Origin of the sequence: Methyloversatilis sp. XJ19-49 (genome assembly GCF_024580145.1) — a bacterium.
Lineage (GTDB): Bacteria > Pseudomonadota > Gammaproteobacteria > Burkholderiales > Rhodocyclaceae > Methyloversatilis.
Genome location: NZ_JANINI010000016.1, coordinates 74,614 through 90,973, shown reverse-complemented (window position 1 = coordinate 90,973; position 16,360 = coordinate 74,614). Strand labels below are relative to the sequence as shown.

20 protein-coding genes are annotated in these 16,360 nt (G+C 66.0%); 10 read left to right on the top strand and 10 right to left on the bottom strand.

Annotation, left to right across the window (positions count from 1 at the left end; translation table 11 throughout):
• Positions 1-296: 296 nt before the first annotated feature.
• Entirely contained in the window at positions 297-530 is a 234-nt protein-coding gene (locus tag NMQ16_RS17130) for a SlyX family protein (RefSeq protein WP_257082168.1), read from the bottom strand.
• Positions 523-1,629: a tRNA epoxyqueuosine(34) reductase QueG gene (gene queG, locus NMQ16_RS17125; RefSeq protein WP_257082167.1), complete on the bottom strand. Its 1,107-nt coding sequence runs from the start codon at positions 1,627-1,629 to the stop codon at positions 523-525. Before queG ends, NMQ16_RS17130 begins: the two co-directional genes overlap by 8 nt.
• Positions 1,630-1,746: 117 nt before the next feature.
• Here queG and tsaE point away from each other — a divergent pair, with 117 nt between their 5' ends.
• Both tsaE and NMQ16_RS17115 read left to right on the top strand, forming a co-directional pair.
• Positions 1,747-2,241 (top strand): tRNA (adenosine(37)-N6)-threonylcarbamoyltransferase complex ATPase subunit type 1 TsaE, encoded by a 495-nt coding sequence (gene tsaE / locus NMQ16_RS17120; protein ID WP_257082166.1) that lies wholly within the window; start codon positions 1,747-1,749, stop codon positions 2,239-2,241.
• On the top strand, positions 2,205-3,566 hold the full coding sequence (locus tag NMQ16_RS17115; RefSeq protein WP_257082165.1) for an N-acetylmuramoyl-L-alanine amidase: 1,362 nt from the start codon (positions 2,205-2,207) through the stop codon (positions 3,564-3,566). Before tsaE ends, NMQ16_RS17115 begins: the two co-directional genes overlap by 37 nt.
• A 51-nt stretch (positions 3,567-3,617) precedes the next feature.
• Here the strand turns inward: NMQ16_RS17115 and NMQ16_RS17110 are convergent, their stop codons facing one another.
• From NMQ16_RS17110 to NMQ16_RS17100, 3 genes are all read right to left on the bottom strand, one after another.
• Positions 3,618-4,106, bottom strand: coding sequence for a hemerythrin domain-containing protein (locus tag NMQ16_RS17110; RefSeq protein ID WP_257082164.1), 489 nt, complete (start codon positions 4,104-4,106; stop codon positions 3,618-3,620).
• Between the two features lie 143 nt (positions 4,107-4,249).
• Entirely contained in the window at positions 4,250-5,227 is a 978-nt protein-coding gene (locus tag NMQ16_RS17105; RefSeq protein ID WP_257082163.1) for a hypothetical protein, read from the bottom strand.
• Positions 5,224-5,457, bottom strand: coding sequence for a hypothetical protein (locus NMQ16_RS17100; RefSeq protein WP_257082162.1), 234 nt, complete (start codon positions 5,455-5,457; stop codon positions 5,224-5,226). Before NMQ16_RS17100 ends, NMQ16_RS17105 begins: the two co-directional genes overlap by 4 nt.
• A 35-nt stretch (positions 5,458-5,492) precedes the next feature.
• Here NMQ16_RS17100 and NMQ16_RS17095 point away from each other — a divergent pair, with 35 nt between their 5' ends.
• The 6 genes from NMQ16_RS17095 to NMQ16_RS17070 all read left to right on the top strand — a co-directional run bounded on the left by NMQ16_RS17095 (position 5,493) and on the right by NMQ16_RS17070 (position 11,051).
• The gene (locus tag NMQ16_RS17095) at positions 5,493-7,970 is read left to right on the top strand and encodes a heavy metal translocating P-type ATPase (protein WP_257082161.1); all 2,478 of its coding nucleotides are present in this window, start codon (positions 5,493-5,495) and stop codon (positions 7,968-7,970) included.
• A 13-nt stretch (positions 7,971-7,983) separates the two neighbouring features.
• A complete protein-coding gene (ccoS, locus tag NMQ16_RS17090) occupies positions 7,984-8,166 on the top strand; it encodes a cbb3-type cytochrome oxidase assembly protein CcoS (RefSeq protein ID WP_257082156.1) in 183 nt (60 codons plus the stop codon).
• 99 nt (positions 8,167-8,265) lie between these two features.
• A complete protein-coding gene (locus NMQ16_RS17085; RefSeq protein ID WP_069039604.1) occupies positions 8,266-8,613 on the top strand; it encodes a hypothetical protein in 348 nt (115 codons plus the stop codon).
• Between the two features lie 107 nt (positions 8,614-8,720).
• Positions 8,721-9,218 (top strand): chorismate lyase, encoded by a 498-nt coding sequence (locus NMQ16_RS17080; protein WP_257082154.1) that lies wholly within the window; start codon positions 8,721-8,723, stop codon positions 9,216-9,218.
• A complete protein-coding gene (gene ubiA / locus NMQ16_RS17075) occupies positions 9,215-10,078 on the top strand; it encodes a 4-hydroxybenzoate octaprenyltransferase (protein ID WP_257082153.1) in 864 nt (287 codons plus the stop codon). Before NMQ16_RS17080 ends, ubiA begins: the two co-directional genes overlap by 4 nt.
• Positions 10,079-10,145: 67 nt before the next feature.
• On the top strand, positions 10,146-11,051 hold the full coding sequence (locus tag NMQ16_RS17070; protein WP_257082152.1) for an alpha/beta hydrolase: 906 nt from the start codon (positions 10,146-10,148) through the stop codon (positions 11,049-11,051).
• Positions 11,052-11,102: 51 nt separating this feature from the next.
• Here the strand turns inward: NMQ16_RS17070 and NMQ16_RS17065 are convergent, their stop codons facing one another.
• From NMQ16_RS17065 to NMQ16_RS17055, 3 genes are all read right to left on the bottom strand, one after another.
• The gene (locus tag NMQ16_RS17065) at positions 11,103-11,672 is read right to left on the bottom strand and encodes an FxDxF family PEP-CTERM protein (RefSeq protein WP_257082151.1); all 570 of its coding nucleotides are present in this window, start codon (positions 11,670-11,672) and stop codon (positions 11,103-11,105) included.
• A 66-nt stretch (positions 11,673-11,738) separates the two neighbouring features.
• Positions 11,739-13,265, bottom strand: a complete 1,527-nt coding sequence (locus NMQ16_RS17060) for a PhoX family phosphatase (RefSeq protein ID WP_257082148.1) — start codon at positions 13,263-13,265, stop codon at positions 11,739-11,741.
• 196 nt (positions 13,266-13,461) lie between these two features.
• Entirely contained in the window at positions 13,462-14,865 is a 1,404-nt protein-coding gene (locus NMQ16_RS17055; protein WP_257082147.1) for a PLP-dependent aminotransferase family protein, read from the bottom strand.
• Positions 14,866-15,069: 204 nt separating this feature from the next.
• Between NMQ16_RS17055 and NMQ16_RS17050 the strand changes: the two genes are divergently transcribed.
• Complete coding sequence (locus NMQ16_RS17050; protein WP_257082146.1) at positions 15,070-15,465, top strand: hypothetical protein; 396 nt, start codon at positions 15,070-15,072, stop codon at positions 15,463-15,465.
• Positions 15,440-15,637, top strand: a complete 198-nt coding sequence (locus tag NMQ16_RS17045) for a DUF1127 domain-containing protein (RefSeq protein ID WP_257082145.1) — start codon at positions 15,440-15,442, stop codon at positions 15,635-15,637. Before NMQ16_RS17050 ends, NMQ16_RS17045 begins: the two co-directional genes overlap by 26 nt.
• Before the next feature lie 93 nt (positions 15,638-15,730).
• On the opposite strand, the gene NMQ16_RS17040 is transcribed toward NMQ16_RS17045, so the two are convergent.
• Positions 15,731-15,973: a hypothetical protein gene (locus tag NMQ16_RS17040; protein WP_257082144.1), complete on the bottom strand. Its 243-nt coding sequence runs from the start codon at positions 15,971-15,973 to the stop codon at positions 15,731-15,733.
• A 55-nt stretch (positions 15,974-16,028) separates the two neighbouring features.
• Positions 16,029-16,268 carry a hypothetical protein gene (locus NMQ16_RS17035; protein ID WP_257082143.1) on the bottom strand — a complete coding sequence of 80 codons (240 nt, stop codon included), beginning with the start codon at positions 16,266-16,268 and terminating at the stop codon, positions 16,029-16,031.
• Between the last annotated feature and the right edge of the window lie 92 nt (positions 16,269-16,360).

Below are 16,360 nucleotides of genomic sequence, written 5' to 3'. Positions count from 1 at the left end.
TCGTCGAAAAACGACGGGGGCGTCAATGCCCCCGTGTTGTCAAAGCCCGGCCAAAGCGCTACACCGTCCGCGTTCTGAAAAAAGACCTTAACTGAACGGTATTACCGCTCCGCCCTCGCCGCGATACGCACTTTGCTCGGCGATGGTCGCGGCACGATCGCGGCGAGGCCGCCGCTCCCACAGGACGCTCCGACAGCACCCGCTCCCACTTGCAACTCCCGCACTACGCCCCTTCCAACGGAGTTTTCCTGTACCGCGCAGCGGTCCGGCAAGGGCTTGCTCCCGTCGCTCCGCTGTCACCAGTGCGGCGGAATGTCCTGTCTCGGGTCGGGGCTGTCGGCGCTGCGGTCAGCGTCGGGCTGTTGCGACGACTGCATCTGCTGGTAAAGATGGCGCAGCTGCTGCTGCAGCGATTCGATCTGGCGCTGCTGGTCGAACACGGTGCGGTTCAGCGTATCGAGCAGGTCGTCCATCATCGCGATGCGCGCCTCGAGCTCATCGAATCGTTCGGTTTTCAGGGGCTCAGTCATGCTGGGAATCCGGAGAATGTTGTCGGGCGAGCGCCCAGGTGACGTGCTCTCGCACCATGGCCGAGGGGTGGTCGGCGCGCGCAGCGAGGGCGGCGATGTTCGATGCAGTGCCTGACGCGTTGCCGAGCGCGACGGCGATGTTGCGCAGCCAGCGCACATGGCCGATGCGACGTATCGCGCTGCCGGCAAGCTTCGTGTCGAATTCGTCTTCGCTCCAGGCGAACAGTTCGGTCAGTGACGCCCGGTCGAGTCCGTTGCGCACCGCGAAATCGGGTTCCACGGCAAGCTGGGCGTGGCGGTTCCAGGGGCAGACGAGCTGACAGTCGTCGCAGCCATAGATGCGGTTGCCGATCGCCGGTCGCAGCGGCTCGGGAATCGGGCCGTCGAGTTCGATTGTCAGATAGGACACACACAGTCGTGCGTCCAACTGATAAGGCGCGACGATTGCGCCGGTCGGGCATACGTCGATGCAACGTGTGCAGGTGCCGCAGTGGTCAGGCTGCGGGGCGTCCGCCGGCAGCGGCAGATTGGTATACAGCTCGCCGAGGAAGAACTGCGAGCCGGCGTCTCGATGGATCAGCAACGTGTGCTTGCCGCGCCAGCCCAGTGCGGCGCGGCGCGCGATCTCCACTTCCATGACCGGTGCCGAATCGGTGAACGCGCGGTAGCCGAACGGACCTACCAGCGCTTCGATGCGATCTGCCAGTGCCTGCAGTCGGGCGCGCAGAACCTTGTGGTAGTCGCGGCCGAGCGCGTAGCGCGACACATAGGCGGCGTCGGGGTCTTCGAGTACGGCCTGTGCGTCGGCGGCCTGCTGCGGGTCGGGCCAGTACGGCAGGCGCACGCTGATGACCGAAAGCGTGCCCGGCACCAGCTCGGCCGGCCGTGCGCGTGTCGTTCCGTGCCGTTCCATATAGTGCATGTCGCCGTGGCGACCGGCGGCAAGCCATTCCATCAACCGGGTTTCCGCGTCGCCCAGATCGACGCCGGCGAAGCCGACCGAAGCGAAGCCCAGCGCCTGACCCCATTCGCGGATGCGCGCAGCCAGTTCATCGGGCGAACAGGGCAGGGACGGTGGTGAAGTCGAACGAGCGGGCATGGATCGAGTTTGAAACGGTGCTGGCGCCGCATCGTGCTTCAGTGGCGATGGATTCCGGGCAAGGCGGCCGGCGGCTGATAATGGCGAAACTCCGATTTTGCGTGCATCAACCCGTCCATGACCGACTTTTTCAGCATCGATCTTGCCGATACCGAAGCGACTGAGGCGCTAGGCGCCTGTCTCGCCGAGACCCTGCGTCCCGGACTGACGCTCTTTCTCGAAGGTGACCTGGGCACCGGCAAGACCACTCTGGTGCGTGGCGTGCTGCGCGCGCTGGGCCATACCGGCAAGGTGAAAAGCCCGACCTTCACATTGCTTGAATCTTATGCTATTTCTAGCTTAAACTTCCCTCTGTATCACTTTGATTTTTATCGCTTCGCGGACCCTGATGAATTCATTGAAGCAGGTCTGGACGAGTATTTCGGGCAAACCGGCCCGGTCGGCGGTGTCTGTCTGGTCGAGTGGCCGGACAAGGCCGGCGGCCATCTGCCGCCCCCCGATCTGCGCATCGCGCTCGCCGTCGCCGGCGATGCGCGTCGTGCGCATCTGTCCGCCTGCAGCGAAGCGGGACGCGCATGTCTAGAGCACCTCGTTCGACACGACCGAATCTAGCGGACGGTCTCAGTCGACGCAATTTCCTCGGCTTTTCCGGCGCTGCACTGCTGCTGTCGGTCAGCCCCGCCGGACAGGCCGCACTGTCTTCGCTGGTGGCGGTGCGGGTCTGGCCGGCCCTCGAGTACACCCGCATCACGCTGGAATCCCGCGCCGAGCTGAAGTTCTCGCACTTTCTCGTCAAGGACCCGGAACGCCTTGTCATTGATCTCGAAGGGCTAGAACTGAACAATGTGCTGGGCACGCTGCCGGGCAAGATTTCCGACGCCGACCCCTACCTCAAGGTGATCCGCGCTGGCCGCAACAAACCGGGCGTGATCCGGCTGGTGATCGAACTGAAGACCGAAGTTCAGCCGCAGGTGTTCACCCTGGCGCCGGTCGGGCAGTACGGCCACCGGCTGGTGATGGACGTCTATCCACAGCATCTGGTCGACCCGCTGATGCAGCTCGCGCGTCGCGGTGACATCGTGTACGAGGGCGAGGCTACGCCTGACCAGCCGGATGCGCCTTCGCAGTCGACGCCCGTGAAGGACCCGCCGTCACAGACGGCGAAAGCGGACATCAAGGCCGATCCGAAGACGTCACCGGCCGAAGACGCGGGTGATGTGAGCCGCCTGGTCACCATCGTGCTCGACCCCGGCCACGGTGGCGAAGATCCGGGTGCGATCGGACGGCGCGGCAGCTACGAAAAGAACGTCACGCTCGAAGTGGCGCAGCGGTTGCGCGCCAAGATCGATGCCGATCCCACGATGCGCGCCGTATTGACGCGCGACGGCGACTATTTCGTTCCGCTGGGTACGCGGGTCTCAAAGGCCCGCCGCGTGCGTGCCGACCTGTTCGTGTCCATTCACGCCGATGCCTTCGTGCGGCCGGATGCTCGCGGCAGTTCGGTGTTCGTGCTGTCCGACCGCGGCGCGACCAGTTCGGCGGCGCGCTGGCTGGCGCAACGCGAGAATTCGGCCGATCTGATCGGCGGCGTCAATCTCGACGTGAAGGACAAGTATCTCGCGCGGACCCTGCTTGATCTGTCGCAGACCGCGACGATGAACGATTCGATGAAGCTCGGTCGTGCCGTGCTGGGCGAACTGGGCGGCGTCAACACGCTGCACAAGCCGCATGTCGAACAGGCCGGCTTCGCTGTGTTGAAGGCGCCGGATGTGCCGTCCATCCTCGTCGAAACCGCCTTCATTTCCAACCCGGAAGAAGAAAAGAGGCTGACCGACGACGTCTACCAGGACAAGCTGGCCGAGGCCATCCTGCGCGGCATCAAGCGCTACCTCGCAAAGAATCCGCCGCTGTCCAAGTCGCGCATGGTCATGCTGTAACCACTGCGCCTGCCGGGGCGCACGTGAAGCCGCGCCGCAGCAGCCAATGCTTCAGTGCATGGCGGCCAGCAGGTCCGCCTTGCGGCTGGCCATCCGGGTGCCCAGTTCGACCAGGTCAAGAGACGACGACTTGACCTTTGGGAACATTTCGGTCTGCTCTTCCTTGACGTGATGCTTCACGTATTCGGACAACACCTTCACCTTCGCGTCATACATTTCGCCATCCGGTGTGACACCGTCCAGCTGGGCGATCAGATCCTTGACGCCGGCATGTTCGACCGTCGCTTCGGGCACCAGCAGCTTGTCCTTCAAGGCTGCCTTGACGTCGGGGTAGAAGATTTCTTCCTCGATCTGCGCATGCACGCTGAGCGCGGTGCAGATCTCCTTCACCAGCGCCATCTTGGTGGCAGGCGTTCGCTTCTTCTCGTATTCGGCAAACATGCCGCTCACTTCCTCGTGATCGGCCTTGAGCAGGGCGATCGCGTCCTTCGGCGGCGCACTCGATTTCTTGCCCGAACTGGTTTTCGTGATGGTGGTCATGGGGAGCCTTTCAGGGTTCGCACAGCGGTGAAAACGTCACATGAAGATCGCGATCAGGATGATGATCGGGATGGGAATGCCGAGCAGCAGCAGAAGGATCGAACGCATGGCAGCCTCGCTAAGTCGTGTGTTGAATGCAGGGGTCAGTCGTCGCGCAGACGGCCACCAAAGGTTGCGGCCAGGCTGGCCGCGAACGCGCCGAGCAGCAGGGAAACGAAAAGCCACAGCGCGCCGTAGGCCGTCGCTTTGCGCGTCGTGTCGGCGGCGGCTCTGGCAGTTGCTTCCGCCTCACGCACCGTGGCCTGCGCGCGGGCGTACATGTCGGTCACCCGCTTCTCGGCGTCCTGCTGCGACAGGCCGGTGCGTTGCGCCACGATCTGGCCGACATAACGGACGTCTTCCTGCGGCAGCGCGTCGGTTCTGGACGCGTTCATGAAGATGCGACCGACTTCGGACGCCTCTTCCGCGCTCAGGCGGGCCGGCTCGGGCAGCGGTTCTGTCATGCCATCGACTTCCGTTGCCGCGCTGTTCGGGGTGGCGTCACGGCGCAACATGGAATCGACGAAATAGCGTATCGACCCTCCGGCGTCGTCCGGAGCCATTCCTGCGGCCGCCCCGGCCGACGCAGCCACGGTGGTGGCGACACCCGCTGCAACCGTGCTGCCGGCCTGAAGGCCACTGCCGACGACGGAACCTACTGCCGAGGTCAGCAAGGTGGCGGTCACCAGCGTTGCGACGGCCCAGGCAAGGAAGCCGTGCGCGGTGTCGCGGAAGTACACTTCGTCGGAATGAACGTCGGCCCAGCGCGTCCGGAGCCGCCCGGCAAGGTAGCCGCCGATCGCCGCAGCGACCAGTTGGGTCAGGGTCAGCCACACGATGGTCGATACTCCGAAGCTGGTGGCACTGATGCCCTGCTGCGACCATGGCGAAACTGAAGACAAGCCCAGCCCAGTGCCGAGGATGAGCAGGATCAGCGACAGCGAAGCCGCCGCCGCCGCGCCGGCGACGATTGCGCCCCAGGCCACGGCGCTTGCGACGGGACGCGAAGCGCCGACGTCGCCGCCGGCAAATACCCGGCGATCGATCTGTGCTTCTGGATTTGCTGCAGTGAATTGAGTCATTTCGTGTCCATGTGTTGAATCTTCGCCGGAATCGCAGACAGGTCGGTGCTCGCCCGCACATTGATGCCCTGCACGGTAAGGGCCTCTTTCCGCGCGGTCTGTTCGCTGACACACCACGGAGCAAGCACGATGACCGGCTCAGAAGTGACGTACTGTGGGGGCGGCGATCCACTGCCGGCCCTGCACGGCCGCCTGCAGAGCAGGCCGGAAAGCTGCTTGATGCACGTCATGCCCCGTCCGGAGCCGGTCTTCTAGAATGGTGCGCATGAACGCCCCCGAATCCGTCGCCCAGTTGCTGTCTGCCGAACCTGCAGCGCTGCCCTGCTATCACTGCGGGCTGCCGGTCGATGGCGCACCGCGCTACCGCGTGCGCATCGATGGTCAGGAGCGCCCGATGTGCTGTGCCGGCTGCGCCGCCGTCGCGGAAGCGATCAGCAGCGGCGGGCTGGAACAGTTCTACCGCCATCGCGATGCGCTGCCCGAAGTCGCGCCCGAGGCGGGCGGCGGGCGTGACCTGTCGGTCTATGACCTGCCGGAAGTGCAGGCGGATTTCGTGCGCAGCGTGGCGCACGCGCAGTGTGCCGACGCACGCGAAGCGCTCCTGATCATCGAAGGCATCCGCTGTGCCGCCTGCGTGTGGCTCAACGAGCAGCACGTCGGGCGGCTGCCGGGCGTGCTGACGCTGGACATCAATTACGCCACGCGCCGCGCCCGCGTCGTGTGGGATCCGGCGATCACGGGTCTGTCCGCCATCCTGCAGGCGGTCGCCGACATCGGCTACCAGGCCTGGCCTAATGACCGGGCGCACGCCGAGTCGGTTGCGCGCAACGAGCGGCGCGACGCGCTGTGGCGGCTCGCAGTCGCAGGTCTGGGCATGATGCAGGTCATGATGTATGCGTGGCCCGCCTACGTCGCCGGCGAGCTGGAACTGTCTGACAGCATCGCCGCACTGATGCGCTGGGCCAGCCTCGTGCTGACCGCGCCGGTGGTGTTCTACTCGGCCGCGCCTTTCTTTTCGCGCGCCTGGCGCGACCTGATGGCGCGCCGCGTCGGCATGGACCTGCCGGTCGCGCTCGGTGTCGGCTGCGCGTTCGCTGCCAGTCTGTGGGCGACGGTCACGCGCTCGGGTGAGGTGTATTTCGACTCGGTCACGATGTTCGTCTTCCTGCTGCTGGCGGGCCGCTATCTGGAACTGGTGGCGCGCCAGCATGCGGTGCGCGGCGTCGAGAATCTGGCGCAGGTCATGCCGGCACTGGCGCAGCGCTTCACCGCCTGGCCCGCCACGGCGACCGAGGCGGTACCGGTGGTTCGACTGGTCGTCGGCGATCACGTTGTCGTCGCGGCCGGCGAAGTCATTCCGGCTGACGGCCGGCTGGTCGACGGGCGCAGCGAGGTTGACGAGAGCCTGCTGACGGGCGAATCGAAACCGCAGGCGCGCGGCGTCGGTGATCGCGTGGTCGGCGGCAGCCTGAACATCGCTTCGCCTGTGGTGCTCGAGGTCGAACAGGTGGGGGAGGCGACGCGCCTGGCGGCCATCCGCCGGCTCATCGGTCGCGCCTCGGCGAGCCGGCCCGACGTGGTGCAGTTCGCCGACCGCATCGCGCTGCATTTCGTGTCGGCGCTGATCGTGCTGGCCTGCATCACGGCGGCGGCCTGGCTGTGGATCGAGCCGGCGCGGGCGCTGTGGGTGTTCGTGTCGGTACTGGTCGTGAGCTGCCCGTGCGCGCTGTCGCTGGCCACACCGGCTGCACTCACCGTGGCGACCGGCGTGTTGTCGAAGAGCGGCCTGCTGGTCACCCGTGCGCACGCCATCGAAACGCTGGCGCGCGTCACGCATGTGGTGTTCGACAAGACCGGTACGCTGACCACCGGAGACATGCATGTGCAGGCAGTCGTGCCGTTCGGAGAGATAGGCGCAGCCGATGCGCACGCGCTGGCCGCTGCGCTGGAACAGCATTCCACCCACCCGATCGCGCGCGCGCTCAGGCAGGCCGCGGGCGATGCACCGCTGCCGGCGGTGAGTGGGCTCGAAGCCGTGACCGGGCAGGGCGTGCAGGCCCTGCATCAGGGCCGCACGCTGCGTCTGGGTCGCGCCGATTTTGTCTGCGCGGCGGCGGGCTGCGCGCTGCCCGACGTGCCGGAGGGCACGGCGACACCCGTCTGGCTGGGCGACGACGAGGGCCTGATCGCCCGCTTCGACCTGATCGACACGGTACGCAGCGGCGCGCCCGAATTGCTGGCCCGACTGCGCGAACGCGCCATCGCGGTCACGCTGCTGTCGGGGGATGCACCAGCGCCGGTGGCAGCCCTGGCAAGCGAACTGGGCATCGCCGACGCGCACGCGCGCATGAGTCCGGAAGCGAAGCGCGCCTTCATCGAGGCACTGCAGGCCAACGGCGCCGTGGTCGCCATGCTGGGCGACGGCGTGAATGATGCGCCGGTGCTGGCGCAGGCCCAGGTGTCGGTCGCCATGGGCAGCGGCACCGAACTGGCACGCGCGCAGGGCGACATGGTGCTGCTGTCGGCCGGTTTCGCGGCGCTGACCCGCGGCTTCGATACCGCGCAGGCCACGTTGTCGGTGGTGCGGCAGAACCTGCGCTGGGCCTTTGCCTACAACATGCTGGCCATTCCGCCGGCGATGTTCGGCTGGATCACGCCCTGGATGGCCGGCGTCGGCATGTCGCTCAGTTCGCTCGCCGTGGTGCTCAACGCATTGCGTCTGCAGCGCCGGGGCAACGGATGAAGGGCGCCGGCTGATGGACATCCTGTGGCTGCTGGTGCCGCTGTCGGTGCTGATCGCGCTCGGCATCGGCATCGTTTTCGTCTGGTCGGCACGCAGCGGGCAGTTCGACGATCTCGAAGGGCCGGCTCATCGGATGATGATGGACGACGATCGCGCGCCGATGAAGGCGCCCGAGCGCGACAGCACGGATCCCTGATATCGAATCGCGGCTCTCGCATCCGTGATCCGCATCGCTGGAACGAATGCGCGTCCGGGATAGACTCAGGACTGTGACGTCTGCCAGAGGAGAACGGGAATGACGAGTTGCACCGAACACGCGCACCACGATCACCAGCATGGCCCGAACTGCGGTCATCGTGCGGTCAGCCACGACGGCCACGTCGATTACCTGCACGACGGTCACCTGCACCATGTGCATGGCGACCACGTCGACGAACACGTCGTGGCGGTCAGTGCGACCAATCCGGCGGCCTGCACACCGCAGCATCAGTGCGCCGCCCACGCGGCCGACCACGTACATGGACCGGGCTGCGGGCACGACGCCGTGCCGCACGGCGATCATGTCGACTATCTGGTCGATGGCCACCTGCATCATCCGCACGGCACGCATTGCGACGACCACGGGCCGCTCAAGGCGGCCTGATGCGCAGTCTGACCTGCGCGCGGCTATCATGCGCGCAGGTCAAGTTCTGCGTCCGTTCCATGTCCCTTCATCCAGCTGGCGCTGCATGGCACGCGCCGGCGTTGTTCATGCCGTCCGCCCTGCGCGGCTGGCTCACCGATCCGCACTCGCTCACGTCGCGCATCCGCGCGCGCTGCCGCGCCTTTTCGGTGCGGCCGCTGCGCCAGTGCGCCGCGCGGGGCGAACGCGACGAAGCGCCGCTGCTCGGCGTGGCACCGGCGCGCCGGGTGCGCGTGCGTGACGTGCTGCTGTACGCCGACGGCGTCCCGGTGGTGTTCGCGCACAGCGTGGTGCGCCTGCATGACGTGACCGGGGCCTGGCACATGTTCGCCGGTGTCGGCGTGCGGCCCCTCGGAGAACTGCTGTTCGCCGACGCGCGCATTGCGCGTTCGCCGCTGTCGGTGCGCCGGCTCGACGACCGTCACCCGCTGTACCGGCGGGTACGCGCCGCCGGCATCGTGACGGATGCACCACTGTGGGCGCGCCGCTCGTTGTTCCTGCGGGCGGGCCGGCCGCTGCTGGTGACCGAGGTGTTCCTCCCGGCGATCGCGGAGCTTGCGCCATGAATCTGCTGGCACGGCTCAATGCCTGGGAACGCCTGATGCGGCTCGACAAGCCGATCGGCATCCTGCTGCTCGCCTGGCCAACATTGTGGGCGCTGTGGGTCAGCGGCGGCGGCAACCCGTCGCCCTTCATCGTCTGGATTTTCATGCTGGGCACCGTGCTGATGCGCAGCGCCGGCTGCGTCATCAACGACTTTGCCGACCGCAATTTCGACGGCCATGTCGAGCGCACGCGCAAGCGGCCCCTGGTGACCGGCGAGGTCGGTACCCGCGAGGCGCTGCTTCTGGCGGCCGGGCTTGCGCTGTTTGCCTTCATCCTCATCCTGCCGCTGCACCGGCTGGTCATCCTGCTGTCGTTCGCTGCGCTGTTCCTCGCCGCGAGCTATCCCTTCACCAAGCGTTTCTTCGCCATTCCGCAAGCCTGGCTGGGAGTGGCGTTCGGTTTCGGCATCCCGATGGCCTATGCGGCGCAGCTGTACACCGTGCCGAACGAAGCCTGGCTGCTGCTTGCCGCCAATGTGTTCTGGGCCATCGCCTACGACACCGAGTACGCCATGGTCGACCGCGATGACGATCTGAAGATCGGTATCCGCACCTCGGCCATTACCTTCGGCCGCTTCGACGTCGCTGCCGTGATGATCTGTTATGGCATCACGTTGTCACTGCTGGCCCTCTACGGACAACTGGAAAACCTCGGTCTGCCGTTTTACGTCGGCCTGCTGGTCGCAGCCGGCATCGCCACCTACCACTACACGCTGATCCGCGAGCGCGACCGCGCACGCTGCTTCCGCGCCTTCCTGCACAACAACTGGCTGGGTGCGGTCGTGTTCGCCGGCATCGTGGCCGATTACGCGCTGCGCTGATGCCTGGCGTAAGTCCGGCTGCCGGCCGGCGTTTACCCGGCATCGACATCCGGCACGGGAGTGCGGCATGAAGCTGATCGGAGCATTGATTCTGGCGCTCGGTGCCTTGTTCATCGCATTCGACAGCGAAGCTGGTGCGCTGCGCGAGCGGCTGGCCGAGCGTGTGGAACAGCGGCGTGCGACGTCCGGAACGCCGGCGATGTTGCCGGCCGGAACGAAGGTGCAACGCAATGTGGCCTACGGCGATCACGCCGACCAGCGCATGGATATGTACAGCCCTGCCGATGCCCATGAGGCGCCGATCCTGTTTCTTGTGCACGGCGGGGGCTGGCGCCGCGGCGACAAGGCGCACGGCCGCGTGATCGACAACAAGCTGGCGCACTGGTTGCCGACAGGCGTGATTGTCGTGTCGATCAACTACCGCATGCTGCCCGATGCCGATGTGCTGACGCAGCGCGATGACGTGGTCGCTGCGCTGGCAGCCGTGCAAGCGCGCGCGCACGAGTGGGGCGGTGACGCGTCGCGCGTCGTGCTGATGGGTCATTCGGCCGGCGCCCATCTGGTGGCGCTGGTCGCGGCGGCTCCGCGCGATGCGCGTGTCAGCAGGCCGTGGCTTGGCAGCGTGCTGCTGGACAGCGGCGCGCTCGATGTCGAACGCCTGATGGGCGAGCGCCATCACAGCCTGTTCGACGAAGCCTTCGGCAAGGACCCGACGTTTTGGGCCGCAGCCTCGCCGGTGCGTCAGCTTTCTGCACCCGGTGCGCCCTGGCTGGCGGTCTGTTCGAGCCAGCGCAAGCAGGCCTGTGATCAGGTGAAGGCTTTCGCGCAGCGCGTGCGCGAAACCGGTGGTCGCATCGAAGAACTGCCGCTGGCAAAGTCGCACGGTGCCATCAATGAAGAACTCGGACTGCCCGGTGCCTACACCGCGCGGGTGGACAACTTTTTGCGCGAGGTCGGATTGCTCGCCAGATGAAAAAGGGGCTGCCGGCAGTGTGCCGGCAGCCCCTTCAATCTACTGACGTGCTCAGCCGCGACGGCGGGCAGCGAAGCCGATCAAGCCGAGACCGGCAAGCAGCATCGCGTAGGTTTCGGGTTCCGGAACCGCGGCGGTGATGCTCAGCAGATCGCCCGAACGCAGCGCGTTGGAATTGATCGTCCAGTCGATGCGGCCCGGCTCGCCGGTCGGGTTGCCGACGAAGACGTCGAGGTATTCCGAGCCCGGGAAGCTGATCGACGCGACATTGCCTTCGCCATTCAGGCTGACGATGGCGTTGGCGTTGAAGGTGGTGACGCTGCCGACGCTGGCGAAGTTCGACATGCTCAGCGTGAACACTAGGGTGTCGATACCGGTGCCGGTGAAGTTGCGGATGACGCTGCTGAAGGTGATCGGAGAGCCGTTGTCGTCGGCGTCGACTTCATAGTTCAGCGTGACCGGCGCCAGGTTGGCGAAGTCGATGTCGAATGAAATGAGGCCGGCGCCGCTGAAGTCGGTGACGACGGTTCCGCCGGTGGTTACGGCGTTCTGGAAGGTGGCGGCCTGTGCCGGGATGGCAGCGAGGGCAAGCAGGGCGTACGAGGCGAGCAGTTTCTTCATGGTGGTGAGTCCTTTCGGTATGCAGGCTGCGATGCGCCGCCTGCGATGGCTGGCGACGAAGATGAGTTACAGATTGCCCTTGGCCCACGGACCGGTGATGGCGAACGTGATACCCGGGGTGTAGTTGTTGACGAACAGGATGCGGCCGGTCGGATCGAAGCAGGCGCCCGCGAATTCCGAACCCAGCTGGTTGCCCGTCCCGCCGAGCAGGGTCTTGCCGGCCGCGGCGTACTGCGCGGCCGTGAAGCTCACATTGCTCTTTGCGAACATGTACGGCTGACCGTCGTTGCCCAGTCCGAACAGGCGCAGGCCATTGCCCAGTTCATCCGAGCTGGTGCCGCCATCCTCGCAGCACAGCAGACCGCCGCGCGGGCTGACAGTGATGTTGTCCAGATTGTTGCCGGCCCGCTGGTTCGAGCTCACGTAGATGGCCTTGACGTGCTGCGTGGCCAGCGTCAGTTCCCATACGCAACCTTCGCCACCGGCCGAGGTATCGACGATGTAGACCTTGCCGGCGTGATACCAGATGCCTTCGCCGCGCAGCATTCGGGCGCAGCCTGCTGCCCAGGCCTGGGCGAACGGGCCGCTGACGTTGCGGTTCTGGCCCAGCACGCTGACCGAGGTCGGTGCCGCATCCGGGTCGGCAATCTCGACCCATTCCAGTACGTACTCGTCGCCGACGCAGGGCGAAGTGAAGCCGGTCTGGTTCACTTCCTCGACCGTGGCGTAGCTCGAGCGGACGATCTGCTTGATGCGGGCGGCGTACAGTTTGCCGCCGTCGGCATAGGTGTTTTCGCCGCCTGCATCGTTGTCGGGTACGAAGCGGTAGAGTGCGGAGACCGGGCTCGCGTCCTCGGTTTCGTAGGCGTGACTGGTGGTCGGATCGACAGCGACCGCCTCATGGCGGAAGCGGCCCATGTCGACGATCGGCTGGGCGGTCGTGTCGTCCGGATCCGCGCACACTTCGAACACATAGCCGTGCTTCTTGCCGCCGACGCTGGTGCGGTCGGTGGTGTTCTCTTCGCAGGTGAGCCAGGTTTCCCACGGGGTCACGCCGCCGGCACAGTTGGTCATGGTGCCGCCGAGGCTGGGGCGGATTTCGACCAGATTGCCATCGCGCACGATGAGGGTGGTGGCGCCGCCGGCCGGCTTGTTGCCGGTGCCATCCTTGTCGTAGGTCGGTGCATTGACCAGACGCGGTGCCGACGAAGTACCCAATTCGTGGTTGCGTATCAGGGTCAGTTCGGTGCTGCGGCCGACGCGGCGGCTGCGCACGACGGCCATGCCGTCATGGGCGTTCGGGCTCAGCCTGCCGTCGGTCATGATGTCGTCGCGCCAGCCCATTGATTTGTAGCTGAAGCCCGCCGGCAGCATCAGCAGCGGCAGGCCGGTCGTCAAGTCGCCCACCGGTGCCACGATGCCGTACGGGCTCGCAACCATTGTGGTCAGACGGGTACAGGCCTGGGCTTCGGCGTTGCGTGCAGCCATCATGCCGAAGGTGGTGACGAAGGGCGCAGCGGCCAGCGAGGCCGAACCTTTCAGCATGTTTCGGCGGGTCGTATTGACCGGCGTCTTGAATGAGTTGTCGTTCATGCAGGATCTCAATCGGTGATCGTGATACGCGCTGCAGATGCAGACGTGCTGCGGCGACGCGGGGCCAGTCGGCGTCCGGCGATCACTCGCTACGATGCGTGAGACCCGTGAATGAATCGTGACCTCAGAATGAAGCCTTGTGGTAACCCATTATCATAAAGGTGGTCCGAATGGCGCATTGCGCGCCGCAAGGGAATCAGCCCCTTGCGAGACGGCCAAGCGTCGCCAGCGCCGCATCGACGCGTGCGTCCCAACGCACGGCGCACATCAGGCGCACGCAGTTGCGGTACTTGCTCTGCGGCGAGAACATCGGCCCGGGTGAAATGCTGATGCCGGCCGCCAGCGCCTGCGACTGCAGCTGCAGCGCATCGACGTGTTCCGGCAATTCCAGCCATAGGATGAAGCCACCGGCCGGTCGCGTGCAGCGGGTGCCAGCTGGGAAGTGGCGCGCGATGGCGGTCTGCATGCGCGCCATCTGCTCGGCGTACTGGCTTCGCACGCGGGCGAGGTGGCGCTCCCAGCGGCCGGTCGCGAGGTAGTCGGCCAGCGCGCGCTGCGGCAGCAGGGCGGTGGCCATCGTGCTGCCGTACTTCAGCTGTTCGACCTCGCGCCGCCAGCGACCGGCGACGATCCAGCCGATGCGCAGACCGGGCGCGATGGTTTTCGAGAACGATGAACACAGCAGCACGTGGCCGCTGCGATCCCACGCCTTTGCGACGCGCGGTCGTTCGCCGTCGTGTGCCAGTTCGCCATAGATGTCGTCCTCGATCAGCGCGATGCCACGCGCCGACAGCATCTGTACGAGGCGCCGCTTGTGCGCATCCGGCATCGATGCGCCACTCGGATTGCTGAAGCTGGTGCACGCCAGGCAGGCCTTGACCGGCCAGCGTTCAAGCGCCAGTTCAAGCGCATCCGGGCTGATGCCGGTCTGGGGGTCGGTCGGGATTTCGAGCGCCTTCAGGCCAAGCGATTCGATCAGCTGCAGCGTGCCGAAGAAGGCCGGCGATTCGATGGCCACGATGTCGCCCGGCTGTGTGGTCGCACGCAGCGCGAGCGTCAGCGCTTCCTGGCAGCCGGTGGTGATGACGATGTCGTCCGGGTGGATCTGACAGCCCGATTCCACCGCGCGCCGCGCGATCTGCACGCGCAAGGCCTCTTCGCCGACGAATTCGCCGTAGCGCGCGCTGCCCGCATCCTCATGACGCAGGGCGCGCGTGAGACTCGTGCGTACGTCCTTCACGGGCAGAAAGTCGGCATGCGGAATGGCGGTGCTGAACACGAGCAGGTCATCACGGTGCGAGGCGCGCATGAGCTGCGCGACGCGCTCCGACATCGTCACCTCGCCCGGCGCTTCGTCGTCGCAGGTCTGGTGCGCGCGTGGCGGCAGCGCCTCGGGCGTGCGCGCAAAAAAACCGGACTGCGGCCGTGCTTCCAGCCAGCCCTGTGCCTCCAGCCTGCGATACGCCGAGATGCAGGTCGCGATACTCAGCTGCTGCTGCTGCGCGATGCGCCGCACCGACGGCAGGCGCTGCCCGGGCGGGTAGACGCCGGCACGGATGTCGGCGCGCAGCCGGTCGGCGAGTGCTTCGTAGCGATTCATGCGCGGCTCCCGAAAAACCTGCCCCACTGTACTGCCCGCCATGCCGTACTGATCGGTACAGTTACCGGGGTACAGCATGGGTACAGTTTCGGCTGATGCAAAACTGTACCGGTTCAAACTGATCTTTGTGTATCTGTATCGATAGGCGACGAGCAGGGATGATGTGGTCGGGAAATACGACACATGCCTCAGGAGAACGGTCACATGCCGATGATTACGCTGCAGCTGTCCTGCCCGCTCGACGCCGACACACGCCTTGCGGTGACCCGCGCGGTGACCGATCTCACGGCAGAAGTCCTGGGCAAGAAGCGCGAACTGACGGCACTGGCCTTGTCGCACGTCGAGCACTGGTCGGTCGGTGCGGAAGGCGTCGGCGGGTCACTGACGGCCTTCCACCTGGACGTGCGGGTGACCGCCGGCACGAACACCAGGACAGAAAAATCCGCCTATATATATGCTGTCTGGCAGTCGCTCGACGAGCTGCTCGGTCCGTTGCATCCGGCGAGCTACATCATCGTGACTGACATCGCAGCCGACAGCTGGGGGTATTCCGGCGAGACCCAGGAGTTGCGCCATGTCCGCGCACGGCTGGCTCAGTGACTGGGCGCGCCATCTGAAGGAAGCCGGCCGGCGACGTCGCGCTCGTGCCGAACTGCGCGCCATGAACGACCTCGAACTGCGCGACATCGGCCTGGGCCGCTCGGACATTCCTTCGGTGCTGTCGGGGCGCTTCGCCCGCGTCGATCGCCCGGATGCGCCACCCGGCCTTTGACGCGGTGCGCCCGACAGGCCTCATTCGCGCCGGCTGCTTACTGAAAGTCCTGCCCACCTGATGCGGCAGCATGTTGGGTACGCTGACCCCGGATCAGGTCTTGATCGCACCCCGAATGTTCATCGCTGCCAGGCCAAGCTGCAGCGCGACGAGCGCCGGTGCGGCCGCGTGCACGCCCCAGACGATCCACAAGACGTTGCTGAGCATGAACAGCCAGAAGCCGGAGTTGCGTCGGCTGGCCTGGTTCGACGCCACCAGCCAGGCTGCCGCGATGGTTGCGACCATGGCCGGCCACTGCAGCAGATCAAGCAGCACGGCCGACGGCAGGCTCGACATCAGCGCACCGGCTCAAGGCGTCCGGAGTGATGGAGACCGGCGCAGGTTGCACGCGTCATGCGGTGTGGGCGATCAGACGCACCACACCGCGGGCACGGACAATCCCCAACTGCGCCATGTCCACCTTGTGCCTGACGTAGTCGGCCCACATGATCATCCGGATATCGAAGTCGTCACCGCCGGGTTCGATATCGTGCAGACCGGAGAATATTGCGATCAGCGCGGCCTGCTTCGGCGTCATGGCGTGCGCATGCGGTTCGAGGCCCGGAATGTTCGAGTCAGCCCAGCGTGCCATCGGGAAATGCTCCATTCATGGTTGGGGCGGGTTGCGCCCGGATGCGGGTGCTGTGCGGCTTCAATCAGGTCAATGAAGCCATGGCCACAGGT

Coding starts and splice junctions, on each gene's coding strand:
- NMQ16_RS17055 (WP_257082147.1), bottom strand. CDS start 14,865: ATGAATCGCTACGAAGCACTCGCCGACCGGCTGCGCGCCGACATCCGT.
- NMQ16_RS17070 (WP_257082152.1), top strand. CDS start 10,146: ATGAAGCTGATCGGAGCATTGATTCTGGCGCTCGGTGCCTTGTTCATC.
- NMQ16_RS17095 (WP_257082161.1), top strand. CDS start 5,493: ATGAACGCCCCCGAATCCGTCGCCCAGTTGCTGTCTGCCGAACCTGCA.
- ccoS (WP_257082156.1), top strand. CDS start 7,984: ATGGACATCCTGTGGCTGCTGGTGCCGCTGTCGGTGCTGATCGCGCTC.
- NMQ16_RS17105 (WP_257082163.1), bottom strand. CDS start 5,227: ATGACTCAATTCACTGCAGCAAATCCAGAAGCACAGATCGATCGCCGG.
- tsaE (WP_257082166.1), top strand. CDS start 1,747: ATGACCGACTTTTTCAGCATCGATCTTGCCGATACCGAAGCGACTGAG.
- NMQ16_RS17050 (WP_257082146.1), top strand. CDS start 15,070: ATGCCGATGATTACGCTGCAGCTGTCCTGCCCGCTCGACGCCGACACA.
- NMQ16_RS17080 (WP_257082154.1), top strand. CDS start 8,721: ATGCCGTCCGCCCTGCGCGGCTGGCTCACCGATCCGCACTCGCTCACG.
- NMQ16_RS17115 (WP_257082165.1), top strand. CDS start 2,205: ATGTCTAGAGCACCTCGTTCGACACGACCGAATCTAGCGGACGGTCTC.
- NMQ16_RS17035 (WP_257082143.1), bottom strand. CDS start 16,268: ATGGCACGCTGGGCTGACTCGAACATTCCGGGCCTCGAACCGCATGCG.
- NMQ16_RS17065 (WP_257082151.1), bottom strand. CDS start 11,672: ATGAAGAAACTGCTCGCCTCGTACGCCCTGCTTGCCCTCGCTGCCATC.
- NMQ16_RS17060 (WP_257082148.1), bottom strand. CDS start 13,265: ATGAACGACAACTCATTCAAGACGCCGGTCAATACGACCCGCCGAAAC.
- queG (WP_257082167.1), bottom strand. CDS start 1,629: ATGCCCGCTCGTTCGACTTCACCACCGTCCCTGCCCTGTTCGCCCGAT.
- NMQ16_RS17100 (WP_257082162.1), bottom strand. CDS start 5,457: ATGACGTGCATCAAGCAGCTTTCCGGCCTGCTCTGCAGGCGGCCGTGC.
- NMQ16_RS17045 (WP_257082145.1), top strand. CDS start 15,440: ATGTCCGCGCACGGCTGGCTCAGTGACTGGGCGCGCCATCTGAAGGAA.
- NMQ16_RS17130 (WP_257082168.1), bottom strand. CDS start 530: ATGACTGAGCCCCTGAAAACCGAACGATTCGATGAGCTCGAGGCGCGC.
- NMQ16_RS17085 (WP_069039604.1), top strand. CDS start 8,266: ATGACGAGTTGCACCGAACACGCGCACCACGATCACCAGCATGGCCCG.
- ubiA (WP_257082153.1), top strand. CDS start 9,215: ATGAATCTGCTGGCACGGCTCAATGCCTGGGAACGCCTGATGCGGCTC.
- NMQ16_RS17110 (WP_257082164.1), bottom strand. CDS start 4,106: ATGACCACCATCACGAAAACCAGTTCGGGCAAGAAATCGAGTGCGCCG.
- NMQ16_RS17040 (WP_257082144.1), bottom strand. CDS start 15,973: ATGTCGAGCCTGCCGTCGGCCGTGCTGCTTGATCTGCTGCAGTGGCCG.